We start from the raw sequence: 26,969 nt of genomic DNA, 5'->3' as shown, positions 1-26,969 counted from the left end.
TATAATGAGAATAGGAGGCTTTTTTGTATCAGGTTATGCTTAAATGGAGGGATTTATTTGAATATTGAGCTGCAAGAAATAGATATGTTGCAAGCGGATTCTGGTCCTTATGGGATAGCGGTCTCTCGTGAAGGAAATGTATGGTTTACTCAACATAAAGCAAATAAAATCAGTTGTCTTCATCAAGATGGAACAATCAAAGAATGTATTGTTCCAACTCCTGATGCACGAGTGCTGTGTTTGACCATATCTTCAATAGGTGATATTTGGTTTACTGAAAATGGGACTGATAAAATTGGAAGGCTTTCAGAAAAGGGCATATTTACAGAGTACCCATTACCCCATCCAAATTCAGCGCCATATGGAATTACTGAAGGTCTTCACGGTGATATTTGGTTTACTGAAATGAATGGAAATCGCATAGGGAGATTGACAGCAGAAGGGGTGATTCATGAATACGAACTGCCGAATAAAGAATCATATCCTTCTTTTATTACGTTGGGGCCCGATGACTCACTTTGGTTCACTGAAAACCAAAACAATGCGATCGGCAAGATAACCCAATCAGGAGAAATAACGGCATACCCAATCCCAACACCGGGAGCAGCGCCAGTAGGTCTTGCAAACGGAAATGATGGTGCCCTTTGGTTTACAGAAATAATGGGAAATAAAATAGGAAGGATCACGATGTCCGGCGAAATAACGGAATATGATATTCCTACACCAAATGCCCGGCCTCATGCTATTGCTGCGGGAGTCGAATCGGATTTATGGTTCACTGAATGGGGAGCAAATAAAATAGGAAGATTGACGAAAGAGAGAACCTTTGAAGAATATACAATCAAAACCTCTAATGGCGAGCCTCACGGAATTGGCTGTGACAAAGAAGGCAGTGTATGGTTCGCGTTAGAATGCAATAAAATCGGAAAGCTGCGTTTACTGAAATCAAGAGAAAGTGCTGAAAGAATTTAAAAAGCATACCAAGAACATAGTATGCTTTTTCATTTGCGTGAAACGCCATAATGTTACATGAATTGAAGTCTCGTCAATGTAGCTTTTCAACAGCTTAAGTACTTATAGCTCTTTTACCATGACCTTCTCGCCGTTAAAATCGAGCTCACCGTTAAATGTAAAGCCGAATTTTTGATACAGGCGCAAAGCATGAATGTTGCTCTCAAAAATGCTTAAATAAATTCTGTTACATGTATATAGCTCAGCAAGGTGATGAATAAGAGCTTCAAGCATAATGCTCCCTAATCCTTGACCTTGAAAACGCTCGTCAATGAAAAATCGGTCAAGCCACACTCTGCCGTTTTTATTTTCTTCATCAATCTCAGGAAACCATCCATACATAGCAAAACCGACTAACTCCCCTTTGTAATAAAGTCCAGCAGGTTTATAATACTGACATTCTGTTGCATCCTCTAGACATTGCTTGGTTGATTCTATATATGATATTTGGCTCTTGTGAACATGAAGAGACAGAATAGATTCACGATTCTCTTCAGTTACCGCCTTTATCTCAATATTCATAGTCATTCCCCTTTTTTCTCTTTTTCTGAAAAGGACAGAAGATTTTCAGATCAATAACGTTGTTACGCTTTCATCCACATCATGTAGTTTTACGAGGAACAATGAGTTCTGCAGTTAATCCCCTTACTTTACAATTTGCACAAAAACCTTAATTAAATACTTTTCATAGCCTTTAACTGATAGCTCATCTAACATCACTTCTTCGTAGAAAAAGCCTTGTAATTTTATATCTTTGCCGCGAGAAAAAGTTAACAATCTATCGTAAGTTTCTTTAATACGTGAATAACCGTCTCCGTGATACGCGGTTAAATATGTGCCTTTGTTTTGTACATAATGATAATGATTTAATGTTTTGTTCACTCTCGTATAAAGATAATCATAACTAAAGGGTTTACCGCTTATGATTTTCTTCGTATCCATCATCCAGCCTGGTGAATGATGGGCATCTAAATTGTGAGTGTTTACATACTTATTGTGATTGATCATGGAATTGTAAATGCTTTTATCTCCTGTAAAAGGCTCTGCTTCAGTTAATACTAATGCTTCTTCTTGCCTTTCTTCAAATAGAATAGCTGAACGATCTATTTCAGCTGCCTTCTTCGTAATTCTCGATTTCTCCGAGATTATTTTTTTCATTTTTTGAAGCTGTATAATCTTAGTGTCAAGTATTGATTCTTTACTTTCGAGAAGATAAATAAGTTCATCGGGGGATCTTTTGTTCAGATACTCCTTTATTTCCTTTAGTGGCATTTCTAATTCTTTTAGGGTTGAAATCACATGAAAAACATCGATTTGATTGATTGAATAATACCTGTAACCATTAGGAGCTTTCACTTCCGGAGAAAAAATTCCAATTCGATCATAGTGAAACAGTGTGTCTTTGCTTATCCCCATTAATTTGGCAAATTGCCCAGTCGTTAAATGAGTATGTAAATGTAAATCCATTAAAAATCTCTCCTTGACTATGGTGTTACACCACCCTTTATTATAACCAAGAAGGGCAGAGATGAGTACGATTTCGGAGTGGCTGCAGTCAAAATAGATTTCATTGATGATTCCGATCATTGTATAGCCTTGTTTGTTAAAAATGAAAATGTTGGAGGGAATAAACATGACAATCTTAGTTACAGGAGCTACGGGAACAGTAGGCGGGCACATTGTTGAGCTTTTAAATGGAAAAGGAGTTAAAGTGAAGGCGTTAACAAGGGCCATAAACAAAACAAATCTGCCTGCTGAAGTTCAGCTTGTCTCTGGAGATCTTGATCATCCTGAAACTTTACAGTCACATCTTTATAAAGTTGACGGTTTATTTTTAATGACACAAAGTGATCAATCAGACACTAAATTCTTGGCCAATCAAAGAATTGTGCAAATGGCTGAAAAAGCTGGCGTTAAAAAAATTGTGGCATTGGTGGATTATGAAGGAAACCCTATTGAAGAAGTAATTAAAAATAGCGGGATGGAGTGGACAATATTAAGGCCCGTAGAATTTATGAAAAATGTACTAAATGATTGGACAGAATCTATTCAAAAAGAAGGATTTATCCGTACTGCATTCCCTGATAGTCTAAGCGCCAGAATCCATGAAACTGATATTGCGGCTGTTGCAGTAAAATCTCTCACGGAGGAAGGCCATCATAAACAAACATATGATTTAACTGGGCCAGAAGCATTAAACCCGAGAAATATGCTTAAACAAATTTCAGAGGTGATTCAAAAACCTATTGAGCTGATTGAAATGACAGTAGATGAAGTGAAAACAGAATGGAAGAGCAAAGGATATGACGAGCAGTTTATTGATTATTTCATCATTGAAATGGGAAAAAACCCGCCTGAACAAGTGTATACAGTTTGCCGACAGTTGAACGGGTTTTAGGAGAGCCTGCCAGAACATTTGCCCCATGGGTAGAGGAGAATAGGCATGACTTTGAGTAGTCATTATACGGGGGCGTTTGAGAACATTGCAGGGGAGAAAGGTATCTATATTAAATAAATGATAAACAAAGGGTGACGAATCATGAGTTATGTATATCTGATCATTGCGGTGTTAGGCGAACTTACAGGAACGTCTATGCTGAAAGCTTCAGAGAGTTTTACTAAGATTGGGCCTGTTATTGGGGTTTTTGTGAGTTTTTTTATATCCTTTTTCTGTATTTCACTAGCTCTAAAAACGATTCCATTAAATGCAGCTTATGCCATATGGGCTGGACTGGGGGCAGTGGGAACCACACTGATTTCCATTCTCGTCTGGAAAGAGAAAATTAATTTTGCAAGCGGCATAGGAATTCTCCTCATTGTTGTGGGAGTAGTCGTATTAAATGCTTTCGGGCCAGGACATGGTGAAGCAGTCAGTACAGGTAAGTAAGTGTTGTGGTGAGCAGCTGAGGAGCTGCTCTTTTTTTATAAGACTTTCTTGCAATCACTAGGTGCTCATTCATGGTGAGTATCTTCTTTTTGATGAATGAACAGTAGATTTTCTGCGCATAAATCCAATTTTTCAGGAAGTTTCGGTAAAAAACGAAACTTTTAGCACTTTTATTTTACTTTATAATGTAAGCGGTTTCTTATGTAGTATACTTATACTATTAGTACATCATTTGAGTGAAACACAGGAAGGATAGAAAAACAGATGAGATACATGAATACTAGACAAAAAGACATTTTGTATCTGTTGTTATCTGAACCTGATGACTATTTAGTCGTGCAAGATTTCGCCGACAGGGTAAAGTGTTCTGAAAAAACGATCAGGAATGATCTGAAAACGATCGAAGGTTATCTGCATGAACATTCTCCTGCTCAGCTCATTCGCAAACCAGGATTAGGTGTCTATTTAAATATAGAAGAACATGAAAGGGCCCGGTTAACTCAACAATTAGGTACTGAACATTTTGGCTCAAAGCACCAGTCCGATGAAGAAAGAATTCTGCAAATCGCTTATCAATTATTAATGAACCCAAAACATGTGTCAGCAAAAGAAATTGCCGCTCAGCATTTTTTGAATAAGTCTTCCATCAAAAGGGATTTACATGAAATTGAAGAGTGGCTGAAGCGATTTGATCTCAAATTGGTGTCAAAGCAGCGGCTCGGTTTAAAGATCGAGGGAAATGAAAGAAATAAAAGAAAAGCCTTAGCCAGAATCTCTGATTTGATTGATAATCCAGAGTTTACAAGTCAATTTATCAAAAGCAAGTTCTTAAGTCATGAAGTGAAATTTGTGTCGAATGAATTCAAAACATTGCAAAAGCACCGTTCTATCTATTTCACAGATGAAACGTTCGAGAATTTATTATTGCATACATTGCTGATGATACGCCGAATCAAAAAGAAGCAGCCCATCTCGATTTCGCCAACAGAAATGGCAGCAGTAGAAAAGAAGATAGAATATAAATGGGCAATTGCATGTTTAAAACGGCTGGAAGCGGTTTTTGCCATCCGCTTCCCTAGAGAAGAAGCCGTATATTTAACGCTGCATATACTCGGCGGAAAAGTTCGTTTTCGATCTCGGGGAGAAGAAAAAAAGGTTCTGGAAAATCCCTTGCTTCCCATGGTTGTGCGGCATTTAATCGATCGTGTATCAGAGCTAAAAATGCTTGATTTTCATAGTGATCAGGATTTGATCAACGGATTGAACATCCATCTCAATACAGTGCTAAACCGGCTGAATTATGATCTTTCTGTATCAAATCCAATGCTAAATGACATAAAAAAAATGTACCCTTATCTGTTTCATATGATCATTGACGTTCTGGAAGACATCAATCAAACGTTTGCTCTTTCTATTCCTGAGGAAGAGGCCGCTTATCTGACATTGCATTTTCAAGCTGCGGTCGAACGTTTGCACCACAGCAGCGAGAAGCGTAAAAAGGCAATCATCGTCTGCCACATGGGCATTGGAATGTCACAATTGCTGCGGACAAAAATTGAACGGAAATTTCATCAAATCGCGGTGAAGGCCTGTATTGCAAAAGCTGATTTAGCAGATTACACAACAAAACATGGGGACATAGATCTTGTCATTTCCACGATAGCGTTGGAACATGTGCCGATTCCTCATATTGTTGTATCACCGCTGTTGGAGCCTTCTGATGAGAAGAAACTAAGTGCATTTATGGATCAGGTTGACGTATCGCAACGCCAAACACAAAAAACGTTTAAGATGCTGAACAATACGACTCCTTTCTTAGTTTTTTTGCAGCAAGAGTCAGTTCATCGCTACAAGCTGATTGAACAAATGGCAATGGTCTTATACGAGAAAGGCTATGTGGAAAAGGAGTATGCCATTCATGCTGTGATGAGAGAAAAAATGTCGGCGACAAACATTGGAGCTGGCATTGCAATTCCTCATGCAAACTCTAAATTGATAAAACAATCAACGATTGCGATTGCCACATTAAAAGAGCCGCTTGATTGGGGGGGCGAAAAAGTGTCACTCGTCTTTATGCTGGCTGTCAAACACGAGGATCAAAACATGACAAAGCAATTGTTCCATGAACTGTCATATCTGAGTGAGCAGCCGGCATTCATTCATAAGCTGACGAAGGAAACAAATGTTATGAGATTTTTATCTTATTTGGATTATTAAAAGCGGGGCTTTGAGGGACTGCTTTTTTTGTATATGGAAAAATGCCGGTTTTTCCGGAATTAACGGTAAAAAACAGCGCTTTTACAAGCATGATTTTGATATACAGTTGTTACAGGCCTTATGATTCATACTTTAAAGGAGGACTCGTATGAAACTGTTAGCGATTACATCATGCCCGAATGGAATTGCCCATACATATATGGCGGCTGAAAATCTGCAAAAAGCTGCCGACAGATTAGGCGTCCAAATGAAAGTCGAGACCCAAGGCGGAATCGGAGTGGAAAATGAGCTGACCGGTGAGGAGATTCGTGAAGCAGACGCGATCATTATTGCGGCAGACCGTTCGGTAAACAAAGACCGGTTTATAGGAAAAAAACTGTTGTCTGTCGGGGTTCAGGATGGTATCCGCAAACCGGAAGAATTAATTCAAAAAGCACTTAGCGGCGATGTGCCGGTCTACCGTTCAGTTTCAAATTCGGAAGCCGGCAATCAACAGGAGAAAAAACAAAATCCGATTTATCGTCATTTAATGAACGGTGTTTCTTTTATGGTTCCATTCATCGTCGTCGGCGGATTATTGATAGCGGTTGCATTAACGCTTGGAGGTGAGAAAACACCGAAAGGCTTAGTCATTCCGGATGAATCTTTTTGGAAAACGATTGAACAGATCGGAAGTGCCTCATTCTCATTCATGATCCCGATTTTGGCCGGATATATCGCGTACAGCATCGCTGATAAGCCCGGGCTTGTACCAGGAATGATCGGCGGATATATTGCAGCGACGGGAAGCTTTTACGGCAGTGCAAGCGGCGCCGGTTTTCTCGGCGGCATCATCGCCGGTTTTTTGGCGGGGTATTCTGCCCTTTGGATCAAAAAATTAAAGGTTCCAAAAGCGATTCAGCCGATTATGCCGATTATTATTATTCCAGTGTTCGCTTCACTAATTGTAGGTTTGGCGTTTGTGTTTTTGATCGGTGCACCTGTAGCCCAAATTTTCGAATCTTTAACGGTATGGCTGGCGGGCATGAAAGGTTCGAGCTCCATCCTGCTGGCATTGATTTTAGGCGCAATGATTTCATTTGATATGGGAGGCCCCGTAAACAAGGTGGCATTCCTGTTCGGATCGGCCATGATCGGAGAAGGAAACTATGAAATTATGGGACCGATTGCCGTCGCCATTTGTATACCGCCGATCGGCCTGGGGATTGCCACGTTTTTTGGAAAAAGGAAATTTCAGGAGTCGGAAAGAGAAATGGGAAAAGCATCATTTACCATGGGACTCTTCGGCATCACTGAAGGAGCCATTCCATTCGCGGCACAAGATCCGCTTCGCGTCATTCCGGGGATTATGGCAGGTTCTATGATTGGTTCTGTGATCGCTATGATCGGCAATGTCGGAGACAGAGTAGCGCACGGCGGGCCTATAGTGGCAGTACTAGGCGCCGTTGATCATGTATTGATGTTTTTTATTGCAGTGATTGCCGGATCTCTTACCACCGCTCTTTTAGTTAATGTACTAAAAAAAGATATTCCGGTTTCTTCACCCGCCGGGCTGAGTGAAGCTGCAGCATCGAATGACGCTCCCAAACAGCACAATGAAGCGGAAAACAGACAGAAGACGGATATTAACAAGCTGACAGACATTATGAGTATAGATCTTATTGAACCAACATTATCAGGCGAAACCAGAGATGACATTATCGATGAAATGATTCAAAAATTGTCCCGCGCAGGTATGCTGCATTCAGAGAGCGGTTTTAAACAAGCGATCATGAATCGCGAACAAGAGGGGACAACGGCGATTGGAATGAATATCGCGATCCCGCACGGGAAGTCTGATGCCGTCAAGAAGCCTAGTGTAGTGTTTGGAATCAAACGATCAGGCATTGACTGGAACAGTCTTGATGGATCAGAAGCAAAGTTAATCTTTATGATCGCTGTACCGAAAGATAGCGGAGGGAACCAGCATCTGAAACTGCTGCAAATGCTATCTCGAAAACTGATGGATGACAGCTATAGGGAAAGGCTGCTCTCTGTCCAGACAAAAGACGAAGCATACAAACTCCTGGATGAAATCATATAAAGCGGGGGAATTTTTCATGATGACTGAACCGTTATTTTTCAAGCCTGTTTTCAAAGAAAAGATTTGGGGCGGCACCGCTTTGGCTGCTTTCGGCTATGACATCCCATCAGAACGAACGGCGGAATGCTGGGCTTTTGCAGCACATCAAAATGGACAAAGTGTTGTTCAAAACGGGATATACAAGGGGCTCATGCTCAGCGAATTATGGGAACATTACCGGCATTTATTCGGACATCTGAAGGGGGACCGCTTCCCTCTTCTCACGAAAATTTTGGATGCCAATCAAGACTTATCCGTTCAGGTGCATCCGAAAGATGAGTATGCAAAAACGCGTGAAAAAGGAGAGCTCGGAAAAACAGAATGCTGGTATATCATAGACTGCCAAGAAGATGCAGAAATCGTTTATGGCCACAACGCAAAAACAAAGGAAGAACTGATCTCGATGATAGAAGGTGGAAAATGGGACAAGCTCCTGCGCCGCGTAAAGGTAAAACCGGGGGATTTCTTCTATGTGCCAAGCGGCACCGTTCATGCGATTGGGAAAGGAATTCTCATTTTAGAGACGCAGCAGAATTCCGATACAACCTACAGATTGTATGATTATGGCCGGAAAGATACAGAAGGCAATTTGCGTGAGCTCCATTTGGAAAAGAGCATAGAAGTGATAGACGTACCATTTGCGCCAGAGCAGCAAACGGTTCAATATAAACAAACAGATGATTTGCACATAGCCGTATTGATTGAGTGCCCTTATTTTTCAGTGGAAAAGTGGGAGTTAACAGGATCGGCAAGTTTAAAACAGCAAAAATCATTCCTTCTTGTCAGCGTCCTCGAAGGAGAAGGCCGGATAATCTCCGGCGAGCGTACATATGACTTTAAAAAAGGAGATCATATGTTGCTGCCTTACGGGTTTGGGGAATTCAAACTCACAGGGGATTCGGAGTGTATCGTATCTCATCTGTAAAATAAAACTTTATACCAGTTTCATTTTTTAAGATTGATATAAAGAACGAACCAAAGTGATCTCATTTTGAGCTAATTGAATGTTTCAATATAAAAACATACCAGCTGGTATCTTTTTTCATATTCACTCACTATGGACACCAATTCGATAGCTTCTTTTATCTTATCTGCAATTGGGAGTATGATGTCAGCAGATTAACTGCAGACAACAATCACGTTGCTAAAGACAACCTATAAAAGCTGCTTCAATTTTATATGGATAAAAAGAGAAGAAAACGAAATGTGTTTCTGAATGATTTGTTTGTAAAAAACAAGTTATCCTATTATAAACGCAGTTTTTTTATTTCGTGGGCAAAATCATCTTTGAGCTGTCACGTTCGCTATTTCAAATGTTTCTTTCCCCAAACTGAACATTTGATCTGACAAGTTTTATAGGTAAGAATGTAAAGGATGATCTACATGAAATATGATAAAGTATTTTTTGTGTGATAGTTGATGAAGGAATATTTTGATAAGAGGTGTATTTATGAAGTTGGATGAATTTGCGATTGGACAAGTATTTCATACAAAGTCTTTTAGGGTAACAAAAGAAAATGTAATGAGGTTTGCGGAAGAATTTGACCCTCAATATATGCATGTAGACGAGGAAAAAGCGAATAAAGGCAGATTTAATGGAATCATCGCTTCTGGCATACAAACGTTAGCCATTTCTTTTAAGCTTTGGATTGAAGAGGGGTTCTATGGCGACGATATTATCGCTGGAACAGAGATGAATCATATTAAATTCATAAAACCCGTGTATCCAGACGATGAATTGCATTCAGTTGTTGAGGTGGTAGATAAGAAACCAAAGAAAAGTGGAACGGGAATACTTACTGTATTGATATTTACTTATAATCATAAAGAAGAAAAAGTATTCGAAGGTGAGTTATCAGTATTGATTAAGCAATAAATAATGTAATAGTAAAGGTTTTTGATCACCAATTGATCAAACGATGAGAGTATAATTAAGATATGCTTTTTTTGGACTTACAATGTTAAGAGCTCATCTTAGAAAAAAACATACCAAATACGATTGGTATGTTTTTTTATTCATTCATGTCATGACATGAAGCAGGGTACCGACCGATACCGTACATCAAGACAGAAAAGGAAATTAGAACTTTTTCATCTCCTTTAACATCTTTATTTTGCTTCCTTTTATGTAGGTGAAACATACCCCGCTGACAGTCACCATTCCGCCTAGCAGTGAAATAAGTGAAGGCATTTCCCCTATCCACATCCAGGAAATCACCATCGTCAAAGCAGGTGTTACATAAAGTGAAATCGTTGCTTCAGAAGCACCGACGATTGAAGTTACATATGCAAGCGCAAAGTATGGGATGACCGTCGGGAATAAACCTAAGTAAACGATAGACAATGTGGAGTTCATTGAGGCGTTTAAAAACTCCCCACATAGGCCTGGAAGAAAAACAAGCATTGGTAAGGCTGCACCCCAAATCGTGAACGTTACAAATGGAATAAAACCATACTTTTTTATATAACGGGCTTGAAAAACAAAATAAATACTCTCTGCAAAAGCTGCCAGCAGAATGAACAGAATTCCTTTCATTGAAAGCGCATGGTCTCCTGTTCCTAATGAAATAAATGACACACCCAATAAACTAATGATAGAGCCAATCCATTTAGAAAAACCAAAATGTTCACCAAAAAACAGGCGAGACAATACCGCAGAAAAGATTGGTGCTGTGGTTACGAGTAAGCTTGCAATCCCGGCACTAACTGTTTTTTCACCCTTATTAAGCAAAATGTGATAGAGTGCAAAACCTAAAAACCCTAATAATAAGATGACAGGGATATCTTTCATGTCAGGTAAGCGAATTTTAGTCAGCACAGCAAAAAGCAACAATGCCATAGATCCGATTAACAAACGAAATAAAGCAAGGTGTTCGGGTGTGTAATATTCCAGACCTACACGAATTCCCGGAAAAGCTGATGCCCACAAACCGATCATAAGACTGTAAGATATGATGAGTTGCACAGTTTTCTTTTTCATGATCTTCACTCCTTCTTTACAAAAACCAACCAGTTATTTAGTGTGTTTTATACTAATAGAGATTTGATAAAATGGCTTCAACCAGTTACACAATTTTTGACCCAACCACTTTAGTTGAAGGAGACTGCTTTTGATGAGCGTTACAGAAGAAAAAACGGTTAGAAAGCTTCCTAAGTACTTACAAATCATTGATTATATAAAAGAGAAAATAGGAAATGGAGAGTGGCCGATTGGAAGTAAGATTCCAAGCCAGCGAACGCTTGCAAAAGACTTTCATGTAAATCGAAGCACGGTTATCACAGCATTAGAGGAATTGATGGCAGATGGGTTGATTGAAGGCAGAATGGGCAAAGGGACAGTTGTCATCAACAATACTTGGACACTGTTGGCTAAGAATTCTGCACCCAATTGGGAGAAATATGTAACTTCGGGAATCCAGCAGCCAAGCCGAAGAATTGTTCAAGAGATCAATAAATCAGAATCAAATTCTGATCTTATACAGCTAAGCAAAGGAGAACTTTCAAATGAGATTTTTCCTTTGTCTGCTATGAAAGAGATTATGGGCAAGGTATCTCAAAACATAGAGGCGTTCGGATATGAGGAACCAAAAGGATACTTGCCTTTAAGAGAGGCATTGAGTGATTATTTAAAAACAATAGGGATTCAGGCTTCACCTTCATCCATTCTTATAGTTTCAGGAGCACTGCAAGCCTTACAGCTTATATCAATGGGACTTTTGCAAAGAGGTTCAACGGTTTTACTTGATCAGCCATCTTATCTTTATTCATTACATGTATTTCAATCAGCCGGAATGAATCTGACCGGACTTCCTATGGATAAAGAGGGGCTTTTGCCAAACCATATTCATATGACAAAGGGGGAACGGGGGAGAGCCATATTATATACAAACCCTTGTTTTCAAAATCCGACTGGTATCTTAATGTCAGAAGAGCGGCGGAAAGAAATCCTTGCCGCAAGCGAAAAAACGCAGCTTCCCATTATTGAAGATGACATATATCGTGAGCTGTGGATAGATGACATTCCGCCATATCCTATTAAAACAATAGATAAAAACGGCCATGTGCTATATGTAGGAAGTTTATCGAAAACGCTAAGCCCGGGCTTAAGGATTGGATGGATAGTCGGGCCAGAGCCAGTGATTGAACGTTTATCTGACATTAAAATGCAGACAGATTACGGATCGAGTTCGTTGTCTCAAAGAGTAGCGGCGGAATGGTTTACATCTGGCCAATATCAGCGGCATTTAGAACGGGTGAGACATCAATTAAAGATAAGAAGGCAATTTGTTACGAGCGCTTTAGAAACCAATATGAAGAATGCAGCTGTTTGGACTATTCCAAAAGGGGGATTCTTTATCTGGTTAAAAATATTGCCCTCGATATCTATGAAATTACTTTATAAAAAAGCCTTAACAAAAGGGATTCTTCTCAATCTTGGCAGTATTTATGCACAGGAAAAAGGCAATTATATTCGCTTGTCATACGCTTATGCATCCCTTGAAGATCTCCAAAAGGGAATTTATGAATTAAGTTTGATCATTAAGGAACTGGCAAGTAAATAAAAATGCATTCAATGTTGATAGATAGGTTCTTAGAAATTATAAGATGAATATGTAGAGTGGTGGGTGTCTCCTCATCTTACTGGCTATTCTAAAAAGCTCAGAACTCGTTCATTTATTGTTTCAGACTGTTCCAATGATAAAACATGGCCCGCATTTTTGATGATTTCTGCTTCAATTCCAGGCACTAATAAAGATGCGCGCTGTAAGGCTGAATGCGGATCATAAATGACTTCATGTTCACCTAGTAATAATAGAATCGGGACTTTTACTGATTTTAATTCTTCGTCGGTGAAAACATACGGAAATCCGTCGGCTTTAGGGGTTTGCTGTCTTGCTCCATCCTGCCACATAACTCCTGCATGAAACTGCTTCACAAAAAGTGGATGTAACACATTGCGATCTATCATCATCCACTTTAAGAAACTCTCAACTCCATTTGGTTCTGTGAGACTAAGCGCATATTTATAAAAATCGTGATGAAATGGTAAAAATGTTTCCGCTGGGCTAAGAAGAGTTGCACTTTTTACTCTCTCTGGTGCACGTAAAATAAAATTCATAGTATGAAGTCCGCCAAGTGAGAGTCCGATCATGTGAGGCTTTTCGACCCCTAGATAATCAAACACATCAAGAAGCCAATCGGCGTAACCCGTTCTTGTACCACATAAATCTGCAGGAATACTTTTATTCTTATCACCTATGATATCGATTGCATAAGTTCGGTATTTGCTACTCCAATCCGCAATGTTGGGATACCACATCGTGGAGCTAAATAGTGCCCCGTGAAGCAATACGAGTGGCGGCGCATTCTCTGGTCCGCTTGCAATCACATGCGTTTGACCGAAACGAGTGGATACATAATATGCTTTGTAGGGAACTGGCCAAAGACCAAGGCTTTCATCATAAGTTTGAAAATAGTGAATGCCATTGTCACTTAATTGGGGAAAAATTGGTGAATGGTTTGACATGCAAATTTCCTCCCGTCCTTTTTAAAAGAATGTATTGTTACGTGCAGAAAAGTAAAGTAATTGATTATAACAGAGATATTTACAATATAATACAGTTTTCGTTTTGCATCAAATACTAAATGAAATTGGGGATAAATAATTTGATACAGAAGCCTAAGAATACATATAACAGAAATCAATCGTTTCCGAGAAAGTCGCAGTGCTTTAACAAACATGCAACAAATACCTTTAGAAACGTTAAGAACAAACCTTATCAGGCTGAAGTATCATACTGAATCATGGTGAGAGCTCTTTACAGAAGTGTCGTTAAAAGAGGGGAATTCTTTTACGGATTAAAGAGGGAAAGTGATAGGAGGGTACAGTTTGCAGGAGATAAAAAAAGAACAATATAGTAAAGTCAAAACATTGATACATCATAAAGAAACATGTTGCCCGACATTTGTTTATTCAATATTAGAACAAACAATTCCGGGAGTTGTTTATGCAGATGATCAATCGTTTCTGATAGGAACCAGCTCAGGAATTTATTATGTTGCAGGGGATGAAAGGAATCAAAATGTTAATGAATTTATCGTTGAATTATACAAAAAGAGAGCCAAATCCCAAAAAAGATTTACTCTGTTTTCTCCCAATCGCTCATGGGACAGCGTAATAAAAACTGTACTGCATGATGAGTTGAATCAAATGATGCGATATGCGTTTTTTCAACAAATTTCTGCCAAAAAGGCTTTTCAGCTTCCAAAGGGGGTTACATTAAAAAGAATAAATGAGGATATCATTTCAAGCAGCACTGAATTTCAAAAAGCTTATTATGAGGAATATTGGGGTTCAGTCTCGAATTTTTTAAAAAACGGATTTGGATTTGCTGTTTTGTATGACAATTATGTTGTCAGTGAGTGCACTTCTATATTTCTAGGCGGCGATCGTGCAGAAATGGATATCTATACTCACGAAGAATATAGAGGGATGGGGTTCGCTTATATTGCTGGGAGTAAGTTTATAAATGATTGTCTCGAAAACGGCGTCAGCCCTAGCTGGGATTGTGATGTCAGCAACAAATCATCTATTCATTTAGCAAAAAAACTAGGATTTAAGATATCAACCAAATACTCCATCTTTTTTAAAAATCAGGTTAAAAAAGACCCTTCCAAGGAAGGGCCTTTTCTTGAGCACCAAGCTGACGGAGAATATCATGCTTATTCACATGAACTCTTTTCGCCATTTAAAATGAATATGATTCGCCATCATCCGGCACTAGTACATGAGATGACATGCCTTTTTCATGAATAAAGCCTTTTAATTCTTCTCTGGATAATGCCCAATGGTTGACAGTCTCCATATCAATGAAATCCCTTTATATAAAAGCTTTATCAAAAGGGATTCTTCTCAATCTCGGCAGTATCTATGCTCAGGAAAAAGGGAATTATGTTCGCTTATCATATGCTTATGCATCGTTTGAAGACTTCAAAAGGGGATTTATGAATTGGGTTTGATGATTAAAGAATTGGCAAGTAAGTAAGGTGAAAGAAAAAAAGTTGGAGCCGGGCTAAAAGATCACACACCAAACATATAGGTTCTTATGAAACAAGCGGTGATGGCACAACTATTAACATCTGCTTCAGTGGAAAATTCCATTATTTTTTAAAAACTGTTGACATTAGAACATCCATATTTTATTATTATCTCATATTCAAGATATTTTAATTCGAGATAAATAGCCAAGACCAAGCGTAAACCTGCTTGTATATAGAATCTCAATCCTTCTAATGTGATTTTTTTAAAAATAATATCTCGAATTCGAGATAAAAGAGGAGTGGCGTAAATGGCTGAATTTTCACAGCTAGTCAAAGAAAGAAGATCTGCAAGCAACTTCCTATCAGATCATCCAATCACGAAAGAAGAACTTAATGAGATGTTTGAATGGGTTGCATTGGCTCCATCGGCTTTTAATTTACAGCATACAAAATATGTGACGGTTCTAGACCCGGATGTAAAAGAAAAGCTGAAACAGGCCGCAAACGGACAATATAAAGTGTTTAGCTCATCTGCGGTTCTTTTGGTATTAGGAGATAAGCAGGCATATCAGCAAGCGGCTGACATCTATGAAGGATTAAAGGTGTTGGGGGTGCTAAATAAGCAAGAGTATGACCACATGGTTCAAGACACCGTTTCATTTTATGAAAGCAAGGGAGAACAATTTAAGAGGGATGAGGCGATAAGGAATGCTTCACTTTCTGCGATGATGTTTATGCTGAGTGCTAAGGAAAAGGGCTGGGACACCTGCCCTATGATCGGCTTTGATGCTGAAGCCGTGAAACGGATTTTGAATATAGATGATCAATTTGAGGTTGTCATGATGATTACAATTGGGAAAGAAAAAATAGAGAGCAGAAGGCCGCGCGGTTACCGGAAACCTGTGAATGAGTTTGTTGAGTATATCTAAATGAACATGTGAAGGAGCGGGTAAAAATGGCTAAAAAAATGATGGGAATACATCATATTACAGCAATTGTCGGTCACCCTCAAGAAAACGCAGATTTTTACGCAGGAGTCCTGGGACTTCGATTGGTCAAACAAACTGTCAATTTTGATGATCCAGGTACGTATCATCTTTATTTTGGAAATGAAGGCGGGAAGCCGGGAACAATCATCACCTTCTTTCCGTGGGCAGGAGCCCGCCAAGGCATCATTGGGGACGGTCAAGTTGGCGTGACTTCTTATGTCGTACCGAAGGGAGCTATGGCTTTTTGGGAAAAGAGACTTGAAAAGTTCAACGTTCCATACACCAAAATCGAGCGTTTTGGAGAACAATATGCAGAATTTGATGATCCGCACGGTCTACACTTAGAAATCGTGGAAAGAGAAGAAGGAGAAGCCAATACGTGGACGTTTGGAGATATAACACCTGATGTTGCCATTAAAGGCTTTGGCGGTGCAACCCTGTTATCAGCACAGCCTGATAAAACCGCTGAGCTATTAGAAAATATCATGGGACTGGAACAAGTCGGCAAGGAAGGAGACTTCGTTCGTTTTCGTTCTGCCGGTGATATCGGAAATGTGATTGACCTTAAATTAACGCCTATTGGCCGCGGACAAATGGGAGTCGGCACGGTGCATCACATCGCTTGGCGTGCTAGCGATGACGAAGATCAATTAGATTGGCAAAGATATATTGCTTCTCACGGATACGGTGTGACTCCTGTTCAGGATAGAAATTATTTTAATGCGGTTTACTTCAGAGAACATGGGGAAATCCTGTTTGAAATCGCAACTGATCCGCCGGGCTTTGCTCATGATGAATCACCAGAAACAATGGGTGGAAGGTTGATGCTGCCTGTGCAGTATGAACCGCATCGAACACAAATTGAACAAGGGCTGCTGCCGTTTGAAGTGAGAGAGTTAGACGGATTGTAATAACGCATGAAGAGAAATAAAGAGACATATATTCAACAGATGACCGCTGGAAGTTACTGGAGGTAAATAACAAGACGTGCTCCCTTTCAGCACATCATGTTACATCAAAAATAAGGAGAGATAAAAATGGAAGATGCAGGACTATTGCTTATTCGTATTATGATTGGTGTGGTGTTTCTGTTTTATGGATCACAAAAAGTATTTGGCTGGTTTGGCGGTTACGGGATTAAAGGAACCGGACAATGGTTCGAGTCAATTGGGGTTAAACCAGGTAACGTCGCGGCCGCTATATCAGGTCTTGGGGAATTAGTAAGCGGAATTTTATTTATTTTAGGTGTATTCCTCCCGCTTGGAGCTGCTATCATAACGATCATTATGTTAGGTGCTATCGTAAAAGTCCATGGAGCGAAAGGATTTGCGAATGGCGCCGGCGGTTTTGAATATAACGTGGTGCTGATTGCAGTCTCCATCGGGGTTGCACTCATCGGTTCAGGGGCTTACGCTTTGCATTTTTAATACGAAAGTATGTAAGAACAGTTACTGGCAAGCGGTAACTGTTCTTTTGTTTTGCCATTCTCATGCAAACTTGCAGGTACCCTGCAAAGCAAAAAAGCGGATATCATAAATATAAATGTGTATAGTGAATGATACGTATCGATGCTTGGTCATGAAAAACAGACCAATTTGAAGGAGTAGATGGATGAAAGAGATGACAGAATTACATTCATTAGATGCTATAGAGCATTTTATTAAGCAGCATCAATTCAGTTTTATCTATATATCAAGACCCGGCTGTACAGTATGTCATGCTGTTCTGCCGCAGCTTAGAATATTATTGGATCAGTTTCCAAACATCACATTGGGGCATATCAATGCTGACGATGTAGAAGAGGTTGCCGGCAGATTTTCGGTCTTCACCGTCCCCGTTCTTCTTTTATTTATTGAGGGTACTGAATTTCTGAGAGAAGCGCGTTTCGTGCATTTTGAACAGCTGGAGCAGAAATTAAAAAGAGTTTATCAATTATATGAGGAATAAAATGTGCAGCTAAACGAACATGGCTTCAAGTCATGTTCGTTATGTTTTTATGAAGGAAGCAGATGGATATGAAATTCATTGACATAAAATCCAAATGCATGAAATAATACTCATAAGTAATGTTACTGAAAAATATCTTTTTGTTTTGTGGAGGCTGATCCGATGTGAAAAGCAGAAAAGGACGTAAAGGGGAGGAGAGCCGGAAACGATTGCTCAAAGCTGCTGCACATGAATTTTCGATTCGGGGATTTCATGAAACGAAGGTAAGTGCCATTGTGAAAAGAGCTGGACTGACGCAGCCTTCCTTTTATCTGTACTTTCAAAGTAAAGAAGCCATCTTTGAGGAGTTAATCAACGATTTCCACTCTCGCTTAAGAAAGCTGACAGAATCACTTCTCTTGGAAACCGGATTACATGCGAACGATGTAACAAACGGAGTGCTCTCTGCTGTGGAAGCTGTTTTTCAGTTTCTGGCGGAGGACAAGGATTTAACAAGGATCGGTTTTTTTCTCAACCCAGAAGCGAAACAATTGAAACAAGATGTCGCGATGGTTTTGAAAGACAACTTAGAAGCAGAACAGCGCCTTGGCTATTTTCGTTCCGAATTGGAAATGGAAACCGTGGTGGAATGCTTGATCGGCATGATTGAACATTTGACCGATTCATATTTGTTAACCGGAATCAAAGATCCGGCAAGTCTCGCAGCGCAGGTTGTCAATCTCTTAATATACGGGATGCTTCCAAAAGGGAGTGACGCAAGATGATATCTATGATCATGAAAGTCGGTTTGGCAGCTTTTATGCTCGTGGGAGGCATCATAAAGGTGTTCCGCGTGCCCTTTCAAGTGGAGCATTGGCGGCATTATCAATATCCGTTATGGTTTCTGACTGTTACTGGTATTCTTGAAATAGCGGGGGCATTTGCTATGACAGCGGGAATTTGGAATCGGTATGCAGCATTTGGGGCAGGCGTCCTGTTTGTCGTTCTCATGGCGGGAGCGGTTCATGCGCACATTGTTCGAGCGCGCCAATCAGTACTCATGACGATCCCTGCAATGATCTGTTTGATTGTTTCTATCATTATAATCATTTGGGAGTCCACGTAAGCTATTCACTTAACAAACCAATTTGCAGGAGACCTCCTTCTCTTATCGAATAATAGAAAATAGATCTTCATTTGTACGTTATTCGTCCGGCACCAGCTGGACTTTTTTCATAAAGGAGGAATACAGGATGGCGTTAACTTTGGAAGACATGACTGTGGAGGAGTTCGAAGCATTTCGAGGGATGTCCGTGCAAAATTATGCGAAACAAAACATACAATCGGGAACTTGGACGGAAAAAGAGGCGTTTGAGAAATCGGAACAGGCATATGAGAAAATGATTCCGAATGGACGAAACAGCAGCAATCATTTCTTTTGGAACATCACAAATGAAGAAGGGGAAAGGATGGGCTGGCTCTGGCTGTATGCTGATCCGCTTCATCCGCAAAAGGAAGCGTTTATCTATTCCTTTGGATTGTATGAAGCCTTTCGCGGTAAAGGGCTGGCTCAATTGGCGCTTCAAAGTCTGGATGAAAGAGCAAGAGAGCTTGGGGCGGAAAGACTTGCTCTCCATGTGTTTGCACATAACGAGACAGCCGTCTATCTTTATCAGAAGATGGGATATGCCATGACCAATATACGTATGCGGAAACAGCTGTGCTGATAATAGCTGCTTACTTAAGCGGTTTCCCAAACACAATATGCCAATGCAGATGTTTAGAGTCCTGGTAAGCTCCTAAGTTAGTGATCACACGGCATGCACCTTTTTCTTCCGTCACTATGGAAGCGACCTTTTGAATGACACCCATTCACATCATGGTCGTTCTCTTCCAGGGTGATCATGAGGAGATATGTTTCTTCGGGACAGCCACAATATGGACTGGATAAAAAGGGTTTGTATGATAGTAAGCCAATACGTTATCTGCCTCTAATACCTTATTTGCTTCGTTTTGCCGCTAAATACGTCATCACAGTAAAAGTCTTCAGTCATATGATCCATCCTCACTTTATTTCATTTTCTCTTCTGCTTTTCTTCATTACCTCTCTTCTATATATGAGAAGTTTCCATCTGAACGATCAGGGGCCGCACACCCTTGGTATTTTTTTGCCCCTGAACCCTTAGTCATTGCAGGCTTAATCGACGGCTAAAGGAGAGGTCTGCTTTACACACAGCAAAAAAAGATTGACCTCAAAAATGTAAGGGGTTACAATTGAAACCAGTTAGGAAAGACTTTCCCTATATTAAACGTATTTAGAAATATTTTTAGGGGTTATTTTTTATTCTATAATGATATTAAAGAGAAAGACTTTCCTTATTTTCGCAGAATGGGAGTGGTACTGATGGGGAATGTACAGGTTGGGCTATTAGGTGCGGGACGGATGGGAGCTTTTCACGGAGAAAGTATTGCGTTCCGTGTGAAAGGAGCAGATTTGTATGCGGTTGCAGATCCGGTTCCGGGGAATGCAGAAGCATTTGCAAAAAAGCTCGGCTCAAATATTAAAGCGTTTACGGATCCGTTAGACATGCTGGAGCATCCGGCTATTGATGCGGTCATCATTGCGTCGCCAGCAAGGACGCATGCCGCAAACATTATTGCAGCGGCAAAGAAGGGGAAAGCTGTATTTTGCGAGAAACCGATGGCTGTTACGCTGGAAGAAGCGGATGAGGTCATCAGAGCAGTAAATGAAGAATCTGTTCCGCTCCAGGTCGGTTTTAACAGACGTTTCGCTAAAGGCTTTCGCAGTGCATATGAAGAAATCCGTGCAGGAAAAATCGGCACACCACAGTTAATGCGTTCCATCACAAGAGATCCGGCACTCGGCGATCCGACTTCAATTCCTCAATGGACGATATTTTTAGAGACGCTGATTCATGATTTTGATACCTTACTCTTTCTCAATCCAAATGCAAAGCCAATTGAAGTCTATGCCGCGGCCGATGCTCTTGTCAGACCTGATTTTAAAGACAAAGGATTTTTGGATACTGCAGTTGTCACGATCAAATTTGATAACGGAGCGATTGCAACGGCGGAAGCGAATTTCCAAGCCGTTTATGGATATGATGTCCGCGGAGAAGTGTTCGGATCTGAAGGCATGCTGACCATCGGAGATATCCGCCATACAAACATGACAAGGTATAACAAAGACGGAGTCAGCTACAACACGATTCGCTACGATCAGGACTTATTATTTGATGCTTATGTTGATGAGTTACAATCATTTGTGGATGCCGTTCGAAATCATAAGCCAACCTTAGTTACAGGCGAAGATGCGCGTGCAGCACTTGCCATTGCCGCAGCTTGTATAGAATCTTGCAAAACGAAGCGGCCTGTTACACTAAAAAACGGAGTGCCGCAAACGGTTTGAGTTTTTGATAGAAGAAGCTCTTTTTTAAAAAGAAATTCTGGTAAGCATTCGTTTATACTAGAGAGGATCTATTTTATAAAGGTGGCCTTCTTATGAAAACAACCATTTATGATGTTGCTAAGGAAGCAAACGTTTCAATCTCTACGGTTTCAAAGGTTCTTAATAACACCGGCAATATAAGTGAAAAAACGAAAAATAGAATTTGGAAAGTGATTGAGGAGCTTCAATATCAGCCAAGTGTTGTGACTTCAGCGAGAAAAATGATGAAGACCATCGGACTGCTCATTCCTGACATCGCCAATCCGTTTATGGCCGAACTGGCCAGAGCCGTGGAGGACAGCGGCCGTAAAAAGGACTTCAGTGTCATCATATGCAGTACGGACAATCATTCGCTGAGAGAAGAAGAATATATCACCATGCTGAAGCAAAAGCATGTAGACGGCATTATTGTGGCGACGGGTCTCAAAAACAGTCAGGCGATACGCGAGCTAATTGAAAGCGACATGCCGGTTGTCATGCTGTCGAGAGATATACCGCATCTGCCTGTAGACAATGTAGTGGCGGATGATTTTAAAGGGGGATACGAGGCAGCTGTCCATTTAGCTCATTTAGGGCATACAAATATAGCTGTCATAGCAGAAAAGATTAACAATGCATCAATCAAAAATCGTGTCATCGGCTTTAAAGAAGGACTGCGTGTTTCAGGAATCCAAATCGATGAATCAGCTATTCTGGACTGTCCATATGACTTGTCAGCCAGTAAAGACATCAGTTTAAAGCTGCTTAATCAAAAACATAGGCCGACGGCTGTCTTTGTGACGACTGAGCTGCTTGCTTTAGGCGTTTTGCAGGCTGCAAGGCAACTTCATATTTCTATTCCTTCATCCCTTTCTCTAATTGGGTTTGACAACAGCATCCTTGCAAAGATCAGTGATCCCCAATTGACGACTATCGCACAGCCGACTGAAGAAATGGGAGAAAAGGCAATTGAACTGCTGATGGACGGCATGGCCGATTCAAAACAAAAGAAAGTGATACAGCGCGTGATGCTGTCTCCTTCATTAATCGTGCGGGATTCAACGGCTTCACTGTTATGACCCTGTATTTTGGGGGATCTTTCTCTTAAACGAAGGGATCTCCCCTACTTAAACGTTAAATACAATCAGTCGGAGGTGTCTTGATGACATCCAAAAAGGCCTATATCAGTCTTATTTATTTTTTCGGGGCATTAGGAGGTTTGCTGTTCGGGTACGATACGGGTGTAATATCCGGCGCGCTGCTGTTTATTAGAGAAGACATGGAGCTGACTCCATTTTTAGAAGGATTGGTTGTCAGCGGAGTACTGATTGGCGCTTTAGCCGGGGCAGCCTTTTGCGGAAGATTTTCCGACCGCTATGGCAGGAAAAAAACAATCATCTGGCTAGGTGTGCTTTTTACAATTGGAGCCATTGGAACAGGCTTAGCTCATAATATCGGAATATTATTACTATTCAGAATAGAATTAGGTGTAGCAGTTGGAGGAGCTTCGGCAATTGTTCCTTTGTATCTGTCAGAAATGGCGCCTGCCGCGATCAGAGGCAGAATCGCTTCATTGAATACATTGATGAATTCTTTCGGAATTCTCATGGCGTATATTGTAAACTTTGTTTTTTCATCTTCGGGCAGGTGGGATCTGATGCTTCTATTAGCAGTGATTCCCTCCTTCATTCTCATGGCCGGCATGTTTTTTATGCCTGAAAGCCCGCGATGGGTGCTGCAGAAAAGAAGTGAGGATGAAGCACGCCATATTTTGCTTCTGACGAGAGATCCGAGAACAATCGATGCTGAGATCCGCAGTATGAAGGAGATTAAGACGAAGGAACGTGTTTCCATATCAACATTATTATCCCCGGCAATCAGGCCGATCTTATTCATAGGTATTGGGGTCGCCATCTTTCAGCAAGTAATAGGCACGAATACGATTATTTATTATACACCGACCATCTTAGAAAATGCGGGGTTCGGCGCTTCCAGTGCCATTGCAGGAACCATTGGCATCGGCATTATCAATGTCTTATTTACGATCATCGGCTTGCTGCTGATTGATATGATAGGGCGAAGAAAGCTCATGCTGATCGGCAATGTCGGAATGTCTTTGGCACTTGGTATTTTGGGCATCAGTACGCTGTTCTTTCATGCACCCGATTGGCTGCTGTTATCCTGCTTATGCTTGTTTATGGTAGCGTATTCAGCGAGCTGGGGAATGGTCGTTTGGGTTGTGCTGGCTGAAATTTTCCCGTTGCAGGTCAGGGGAACGGCGCTGGGAATTGCTAGTACCTGTCTGTGGCTGGCAAATATTGCAGTGTCGCTGTCCTTCCCGCTGCTTTTAGATCTGATAGGTACAGGTGCTTTATTTCTCCTGTACGGCGCCATTGGTGTACTTGCCTTTCTCTTTGTTTATCAATATGTGCCGGAGACAAAAGGCAAATCATTGGAACAGATTGAAGGAGAAATTATGTCAAAGAATACAGTTTCATCTTTCTAAAAGGGGGATTTCAATATGGGAAGAGAATATGGGTTATGCTTATGGACTTTCGGCAGCATTCCATTTGAACAAAAATGCCGGCTGGCTGCAGAAATCGGAGTAGATGGGGTTGAGGTCGAAGGGGATATTTCGCTGAATCCGAAAGACATTGCCGAAACATTGGCTGCTCATCAAGTAAAGGTTTTATCGGTAACGCCAAGGAATGTGGATATTTCAAGTGCGAATGAAGAAGTTCGTTCAAAGGCTGTGCAGTATTTCTTAGATTTACTGGATTGGGCTGTGGATTTAGGGGCTCCCCGTATCTGTCTTCACGGCGATGTCGGTAAAGTGAGAGGGAGCGGTGATGATGCGCGGGATTGGAGTTTATTGGTCGAAGGCGCTAAAAAAATCATGGCCAAAGCGAAGGAATTACAGATTCAGGTGGTATTTGAAGTACTGAACCGATACGAAAATCACCAAGTGGTCACTTGTGAAGAAGCTTTACAATTCATTCGCGATGTCAGCAGCCCCAATCTCGAAGTACTTCTCGATGCGTATCATATGAATATAGAAGAAGCTGATCCTGTAAAGGCCATTAAATTGGCAGGGCAGAAACTCGGAGTCTATCACGTGGCTGATTCAAATCGCCAGGCGATCGGAAACGGCCATGCGAATCTCAAAGAGCAAATCGAAACGCTTAATTTTATCGGTTATAAAGGCCCGATAATTATGGAGATGGTGGCGGCTGGACCAGATCCGTTTACTCCGATGAAAGGAAATGCCTATTTGGAAGTAGTGGCAGGGTATTATAAGTCATCATTAGAGACATTAAGGTCATGGGAAGGCTTGAAAATATAAAGAAAAAAGGACAACGGCTGTTGTCCTTTTTAATGCCGCTTGAACATTCCCGCTCAGTTTTTTTTATCTTGATGATCAAGCTCTTTCATCCGTTTCGTAAGCTCATTGAAAGCCTGATCAAGCTCCTTGTACCCTTTATCATTTGGCGTCATAAAACTGAGTTTTCCCAGCACTTCTTGTCTTTCTGTCTCAAGCTTTAAACGAAGCTCCTCCCGGTCGTTTCTTTCTGAAGGAACGTCATTCAATTGCTTTTCGATGCCATTGTTTGAAATAACGAGTTTGCTGTTCGTTGTTTTCTCGAGAAAATAACGGTCGTGCGATACCACAATCAGTGTGCCGCTGTATTGTGACAGTGTTTCTTCCAGCTGTTCGCGTGACGGCAGGTCGAGGTGATTGGTCGGTTCATCTAATATCAGCACGTCTTTTTCCTCTAAGATATAAGCCATCAGCTTGCACTTTACACGCTCGCCCATACTCATATGTTGAATTGGTTCTGTCCATTGAGAAGCGGTAAATCCCAATCGCGTCATGATATTCTGGACATTTCCTCTCGCCTCGAACGTGTCTTGATAAAATAACTCCTCCGGTGTTTGTTCTAAAGGCAAATCAAATACTTCCTGTGTTAAATAACCGATTTTTGCTGATGGTGATATCCACACCTTTCCCTCAGCCGTTTCCTGTCCAAGAATGACTTTCAATAAGGTTGTTTTTCCGCTGCCGTTCGGGCCTGTAATGGCAACCTTTTCTCCGTGCTGAATCGTAAAGCGGGCGTTTTGAAACAGTGTCTTTTCGCCAAATGACTTCGTCAGGTGTTGAACTTCCAAAAACCGTTTTCCTGTTTTATGAGTTGTATCAATTGAAAAACGAACAGTATATTCCGGATCGACAGGCTCAGCCTTTGTTTTTTCGAGTTCTTTTTCAAGCCGCTTTTGTTTCGATTTGATCTGGGCATCTGTGCGCTTTGCTTTTACACGATGGTATTCTTTAAACCCTTCCTTTTTCGTCGATTGTGCGTGAGCTTTTTTTGACCATGAAGTGAGTTCTGTCATTTGGGCTTCAATCCGTTCAATCATTTTCTGCTGTTTTTCATATTCGCGCTGCTGTGTCAGTCTTTTCTCTTTCCGGAACTTCATGTAACCAGAGTAGTTCCCTTTGTATTCAGTCAGCGTGTGGTCCTCGATTGACCATATTTTCGTGGCAGCTTCATCTAAGAAATACCGATCGTGCGAAACGAGAATGACAGTGCCGCTAACATTTTTCAGCTGCTGAATGAGAAATTGCAGGCTTATGTCATCAAGATGGTTTGTCGGTTCATCTAGCAGGAAAAGGTCTGCATCCTCTGATAGCCCTTTTGCCAGCCGTGCTTTCAGTTTTTCTCCGCCGCTTAACTGGCTGAAATCACGGGCTGGCACGTGCCATTTCTCCAGCAGTTTCACTTCGGCAGGTGTCTGATTCTCAAAGGAATACGATTCAGTCTCCTGTTCAACCAGCACCGTTTTTAAGCCGTGCTGCATCCATTGGATTTGTCCCTGTGACGGAATTAAGTCCTTGTTGATCAGGTGAAGCAGCGTCGATTTTCCAGCCCCGTTTTTGCCGATAATCCCAATGATATCGCCTTGCTGAACGCTGACATTTACGTTTTTAAAAACGGTAAGATCCTTCACTTCATAGCTGACGTTTATAAGTTTTAATTGTTCTTTCATCTATATCCCTCGCTTTAAGGGAGAACAAAAAAATCCTCCCAAATGTTTTGGAAGGATTAGCCGTGCCTTTGCCATGATTAAATAAGCTATTCTTCAGAAATAGCGTACGTATTTAGAAAATGGGCAGACTAATCCTATTTTTTATGATTTGAAATATGCGATTTCAAACGTTAAAAATAAGATTAGTTAATCATTGTCCACCCATCATCCCTTCTCAATTTATTACAAACAATATAGCATATTTTTTAATTCGAAAGCAAAGGGAAATTGGAATTCCTCTGG

The 26,969-nt window shown here is 40.8% G+C and carries 24 protein-coding genes and 4 pseudogenes; 21 read left to right on the top strand and 7 right to left on the bottom strand.

Features of this window, described 5'->3' with window-relative positions; all coding sequences use genetic code 11:
* Positions 1-57 precede the first annotated feature (57 nt).
* The gene (locus tag ACQVGS_RS19225; RefSeq protein ID WP_326374269.1) at positions 58-972 is read left to right on the top strand and encodes a Vgb family protein; all 915 of its coding nucleotides are present in this window, start codon (positions 58-60) and stop codon (positions 970-972) included.
* A 102-nt stretch (positions 973-1,074) separates the two neighbouring features.
* Here the strand turns inward: ACQVGS_RS19225 and bltD are convergent, their stop codons facing one another.
* Together bltD and ACQVGS_RS19215 are read right to left on the bottom strand one after the other, a co-directional pair.
* The gene (gene bltD / locus ACQVGS_RS19220; RefSeq protein WP_286109162.1) at positions 1,075-1,533 is read right to left on the bottom strand and encodes a spermine/spermidine acetyltransferase; all 459 of its coding nucleotides are present in this window, start codon (positions 1,531-1,533) and stop codon (positions 1,075-1,077) included.
* A gap of 123 nt (positions 1,534-1,656) precedes the next feature.
* Positions 1,657-2,478 (bottom strand): MerR family transcriptional regulator, encoded by an 822-nt coding sequence (locus ACQVGS_RS19215; protein ID WP_106020905.1) that lies wholly within the window; start codon positions 2,476-2,478, stop codon positions 1,657-1,659.
* A 166-nt stretch (positions 2,479-2,644) separates the two neighbouring features.
* Here ACQVGS_RS19215 and ACQVGS_RS19210 point away from each other — a divergent pair, with 166 nt between their 5' ends.
* From ACQVGS_RS19210 to ACQVGS_RS19185, 6 genes are all read left to right on the top strand, one after another.
* Positions 2,645-3,409: an SDR family oxidoreductase gene (locus ACQVGS_RS19210; protein WP_326374268.1), complete on the top strand. Its 765-nt coding sequence runs from the start codon at positions 2,645-2,647 to the stop codon at positions 3,407-3,409.
* Between the two features lie 141 nt (positions 3,410-3,550).
* Entirely contained in the window at positions 3,551-3,898 is a 348-nt protein-coding gene (locus tag ACQVGS_RS19205; protein WP_106020902.1) for a DMT family transporter, read from the top strand.
* 264 nt (positions 3,899-4,162) lie between these two features.
* The gene (manR, locus tag ACQVGS_RS19200; protein ID WP_326374267.1) at positions 4,163-6,115 is read left to right on the top strand and encodes a mannose transport/utilization transcriptional regulator ManR; all 1,953 of its coding nucleotides are present in this window, start codon (positions 4,163-4,165) and stop codon (positions 6,113-6,115) included.
* Positions 6,116-6,263: 148 nt separating this feature from the next.
* Positions 6,264-8,198, top strand: coding sequence for a PTS fructose transporter subunit IIABC (locus ACQVGS_RS19195; protein WP_326374266.1), 1,935 nt, complete (start codon positions 6,264-6,266; stop codon positions 8,196-8,198).
* Positions 8,199-8,214: 16 nt separating this feature from the next.
* Entirely contained in the window at positions 8,215-9,162 is a 948-nt protein-coding gene (gene manA / locus ACQVGS_RS19190; protein ID WP_326374265.1) for a mannose-6-phosphate isomerase, class I, read from the top strand.
* A 525-nt stretch (positions 9,163-9,687) separates the two neighbouring features.
* On the top strand, positions 9,688-10,113 hold the full coding sequence (locus ACQVGS_RS19185; protein ID WP_044161648.1) for a MaoC family dehydratase: 426 nt from the start codon (positions 9,688-9,690) through the stop codon (positions 10,111-10,113).
* A gap of 204 nt (positions 10,114-10,317) precedes the next feature.
* Here ACQVGS_RS19185 and ACQVGS_RS19180 read toward each other — a convergent pair whose 3' ends face one another.
* Positions 10,318-11,217 carry a DMT family transporter gene (locus ACQVGS_RS19180; protein WP_491830401.1) on the bottom strand — a complete coding sequence of 300 codons (900 nt, stop codon included), beginning with the start codon at positions 11,215-11,217 and terminating at the stop codon, positions 10,318-10,320.
* 133 nt (positions 11,218-11,350) lie between these two features.
* Here ACQVGS_RS19180 and pdxR point away from each other — a divergent pair, with 133 nt between their 5' ends.
* Positions 11,351-12,799 (top strand): MocR-like pyridoxine biosynthesis transcription factor PdxR, encoded by a 1,449-nt coding sequence (gene pdxR, locus ACQVGS_RS19175; RefSeq protein ID WP_326374263.1) that lies wholly within the window; start codon positions 11,351-11,353, stop codon positions 12,797-12,799.
* Between the two features lie 83 nt (positions 12,800-12,882).
* Here the strand turns inward: pdxR and ACQVGS_RS19170 are convergent, their stop codons facing one another.
* Entirely contained in the window at positions 12,883-13,764 is an 882-nt protein-coding gene (locus ACQVGS_RS19170) for a carboxylesterase (RefSeq protein WP_106020890.1), read from the bottom strand.
* 363 nt (positions 13,765-14,127) lie between these two features.
* On the opposite strand from ACQVGS_RS19170, the pseudogene ACQVGS_RS19165 reads away from it, so the two are divergent.
* Positions 14,128-14,886, top strand: a pseudogene (locus tag ACQVGS_RS19165) (GNAT family N-acetyltransferase); the annotation flags it as partial.
* 100 nt (positions 14,887-14,986) lie between these two features.
* On the opposite strand, the pseudogene ACQVGS_RS19160 reads toward ACQVGS_RS19165, so the two are convergent.
* Positions 14,987-15,103: pseudogene (locus tag ACQVGS_RS19160) on the bottom strand (MBL fold metallo-hydrolase); the annotation flags it as partial.
* On the opposite strand from ACQVGS_RS19160, the pseudogene ACQVGS_RS19155 reads away from it, so the two are divergent.
* The 8 genes and pseudogenes from ACQVGS_RS19155 to ACQVGS_RS19120 form a co-directional block, all read left to right on the top strand.
* Positions 15,099-15,283: pseudogene (locus tag ACQVGS_RS19155) on the top strand (PLP-dependent aminotransferase family protein); the annotation flags it as partial. The pseudogenes ACQVGS_RS19160 and ACQVGS_RS19155 overlap by 5 nt on opposite strands.
* Positions 15,284-15,586: 303 nt before the next feature.
* Positions 15,587-16,207: a nitroreductase family protein gene (locus ACQVGS_RS19150; RefSeq protein WP_106020886.1), complete on the top strand. Its 621-nt coding sequence runs from the start codon at positions 15,587-15,589 to the stop codon at positions 16,205-16,207.
* Between the two features lie 26 nt (positions 16,208-16,233).
* On the top strand, positions 16,234-17,178 hold the full coding sequence (locus ACQVGS_RS19145) for a ring-cleaving dioxygenase (RefSeq protein WP_491830398.1): 945 nt from the start codon (positions 16,234-16,236) through the stop codon (positions 17,176-17,178).
* A gap of 126 nt (positions 17,179-17,304) precedes the next feature.
* Positions 17,305-17,694, top strand: a complete 390-nt coding sequence (locus ACQVGS_RS19140) for a DoxX family protein (RefSeq protein WP_106020882.1) — start codon at positions 17,305-17,307, stop codon at positions 17,692-17,694.
* A gap of 184 nt (positions 17,695-17,878) precedes the next feature.
* On the top strand, positions 17,879-18,214 hold the full coding sequence (locus ACQVGS_RS19135; RefSeq protein ID WP_106020880.1) for a thioredoxin family protein: 336 nt from the start codon (positions 17,879-17,881) through the stop codon (positions 18,212-18,214).
* Between the two features lie 164 nt (positions 18,215-18,378).
* Positions 18,379-18,978 carry a TetR/AcrR family transcriptional regulator gene (locus tag ACQVGS_RS19130; RefSeq protein ID WP_106020879.1) on the top strand — a complete coding sequence of 200 codons (600 nt, stop codon included), beginning with the start codon at positions 18,379-18,381 and terminating at the stop codon, positions 18,976-18,978.
* Positions 18,975-19,319 carry a DoxX family protein gene (locus ACQVGS_RS19125; protein ID WP_106020877.1) on the top strand — a complete coding sequence of 115 codons (345 nt, stop codon included), beginning with the start codon at positions 18,975-18,977 and terminating at the stop codon, positions 19,317-19,319. Before ACQVGS_RS19130 ends, ACQVGS_RS19125 begins: the two co-directional genes overlap by 4 nt.
* Positions 19,320-19,446: 127 nt before the next feature.
* Positions 19,447-19,920, top strand: coding sequence for a GNAT family N-acetyltransferase (locus tag ACQVGS_RS19120; RefSeq protein WP_101864964.1), 474 nt, complete (start codon positions 19,447-19,449; stop codon positions 19,918-19,920).
* Between the two features lie 10 nt (positions 19,921-19,930).
* Here ACQVGS_RS19120 and ACQVGS_RS19115 read toward each other — a convergent pair.
* Positions 19,931-20,247, bottom strand: a pseudogene (locus tag ACQVGS_RS19115) (HIT domain-containing protein).
* A gap of 350 nt (positions 20,248-20,597) precedes the next feature.
* On the opposite strand from ACQVGS_RS19115, the gene ACQVGS_RS19110 reads away from it, so the two are divergent.
* From ACQVGS_RS19110 to ACQVGS_RS19095, 4 genes are all read left to right on the top strand, one after another.
* A complete protein-coding gene (locus ACQVGS_RS19110) occupies positions 20,598-21,623 on the top strand; it encodes a Gfo/Idh/MocA family oxidoreductase (RefSeq protein ID WP_106020875.1) in 1,026 nt (341 codons plus the stop codon).
* Positions 21,624-21,715: 92 nt separating this feature from the next.
* On the top strand, positions 21,716-22,720 hold the full coding sequence (locus tag ACQVGS_RS19105; protein WP_106020873.1) for a LacI family DNA-binding transcriptional regulator: 1,005 nt from the start codon (positions 21,716-21,718) through the stop codon (positions 22,718-22,720).
* Positions 22,721-22,803: 83 nt separating this feature from the next.
* Positions 22,804-24,147 (top strand): sugar porter family MFS transporter, encoded by a 1,344-nt coding sequence (locus tag ACQVGS_RS19100; protein WP_106020872.1) that lies wholly within the window; start codon positions 22,804-22,806, stop codon positions 24,145-24,147.
* A gap of 15 nt (positions 24,148-24,162) precedes the next feature.
* Complete coding sequence (locus tag ACQVGS_RS19095) at positions 24,163-24,984, top strand: sugar phosphate isomerase/epimerase family protein (RefSeq protein WP_106020870.1); 822 nt, start codon at positions 24,163-24,165, stop codon at positions 24,982-24,984.
* Between the two features lie 53 nt (positions 24,985-25,037).
* Here the strand turns inward: ACQVGS_RS19095 and abc-f are convergent, their stop codons facing one another.
* Positions 25,038-26,687, bottom strand: coding sequence for a ribosomal protection-like ABC-F family protein (abc-f, locus tag ACQVGS_RS19090; protein WP_127695881.1), 1,650 nt, complete (start codon positions 26,685-26,687; stop codon positions 25,038-25,040).
* Positions 26,688-26,969 lie beyond the last annotated feature (282 nt).

Source organism: Bacillus sp. SD127 (assembly GCF_058566445.1).
The sequence above is the reverse complement of the archived record's forward strand: the minus strand, read 5'-3'. Positions and strand labels throughout refer to the sequence as shown.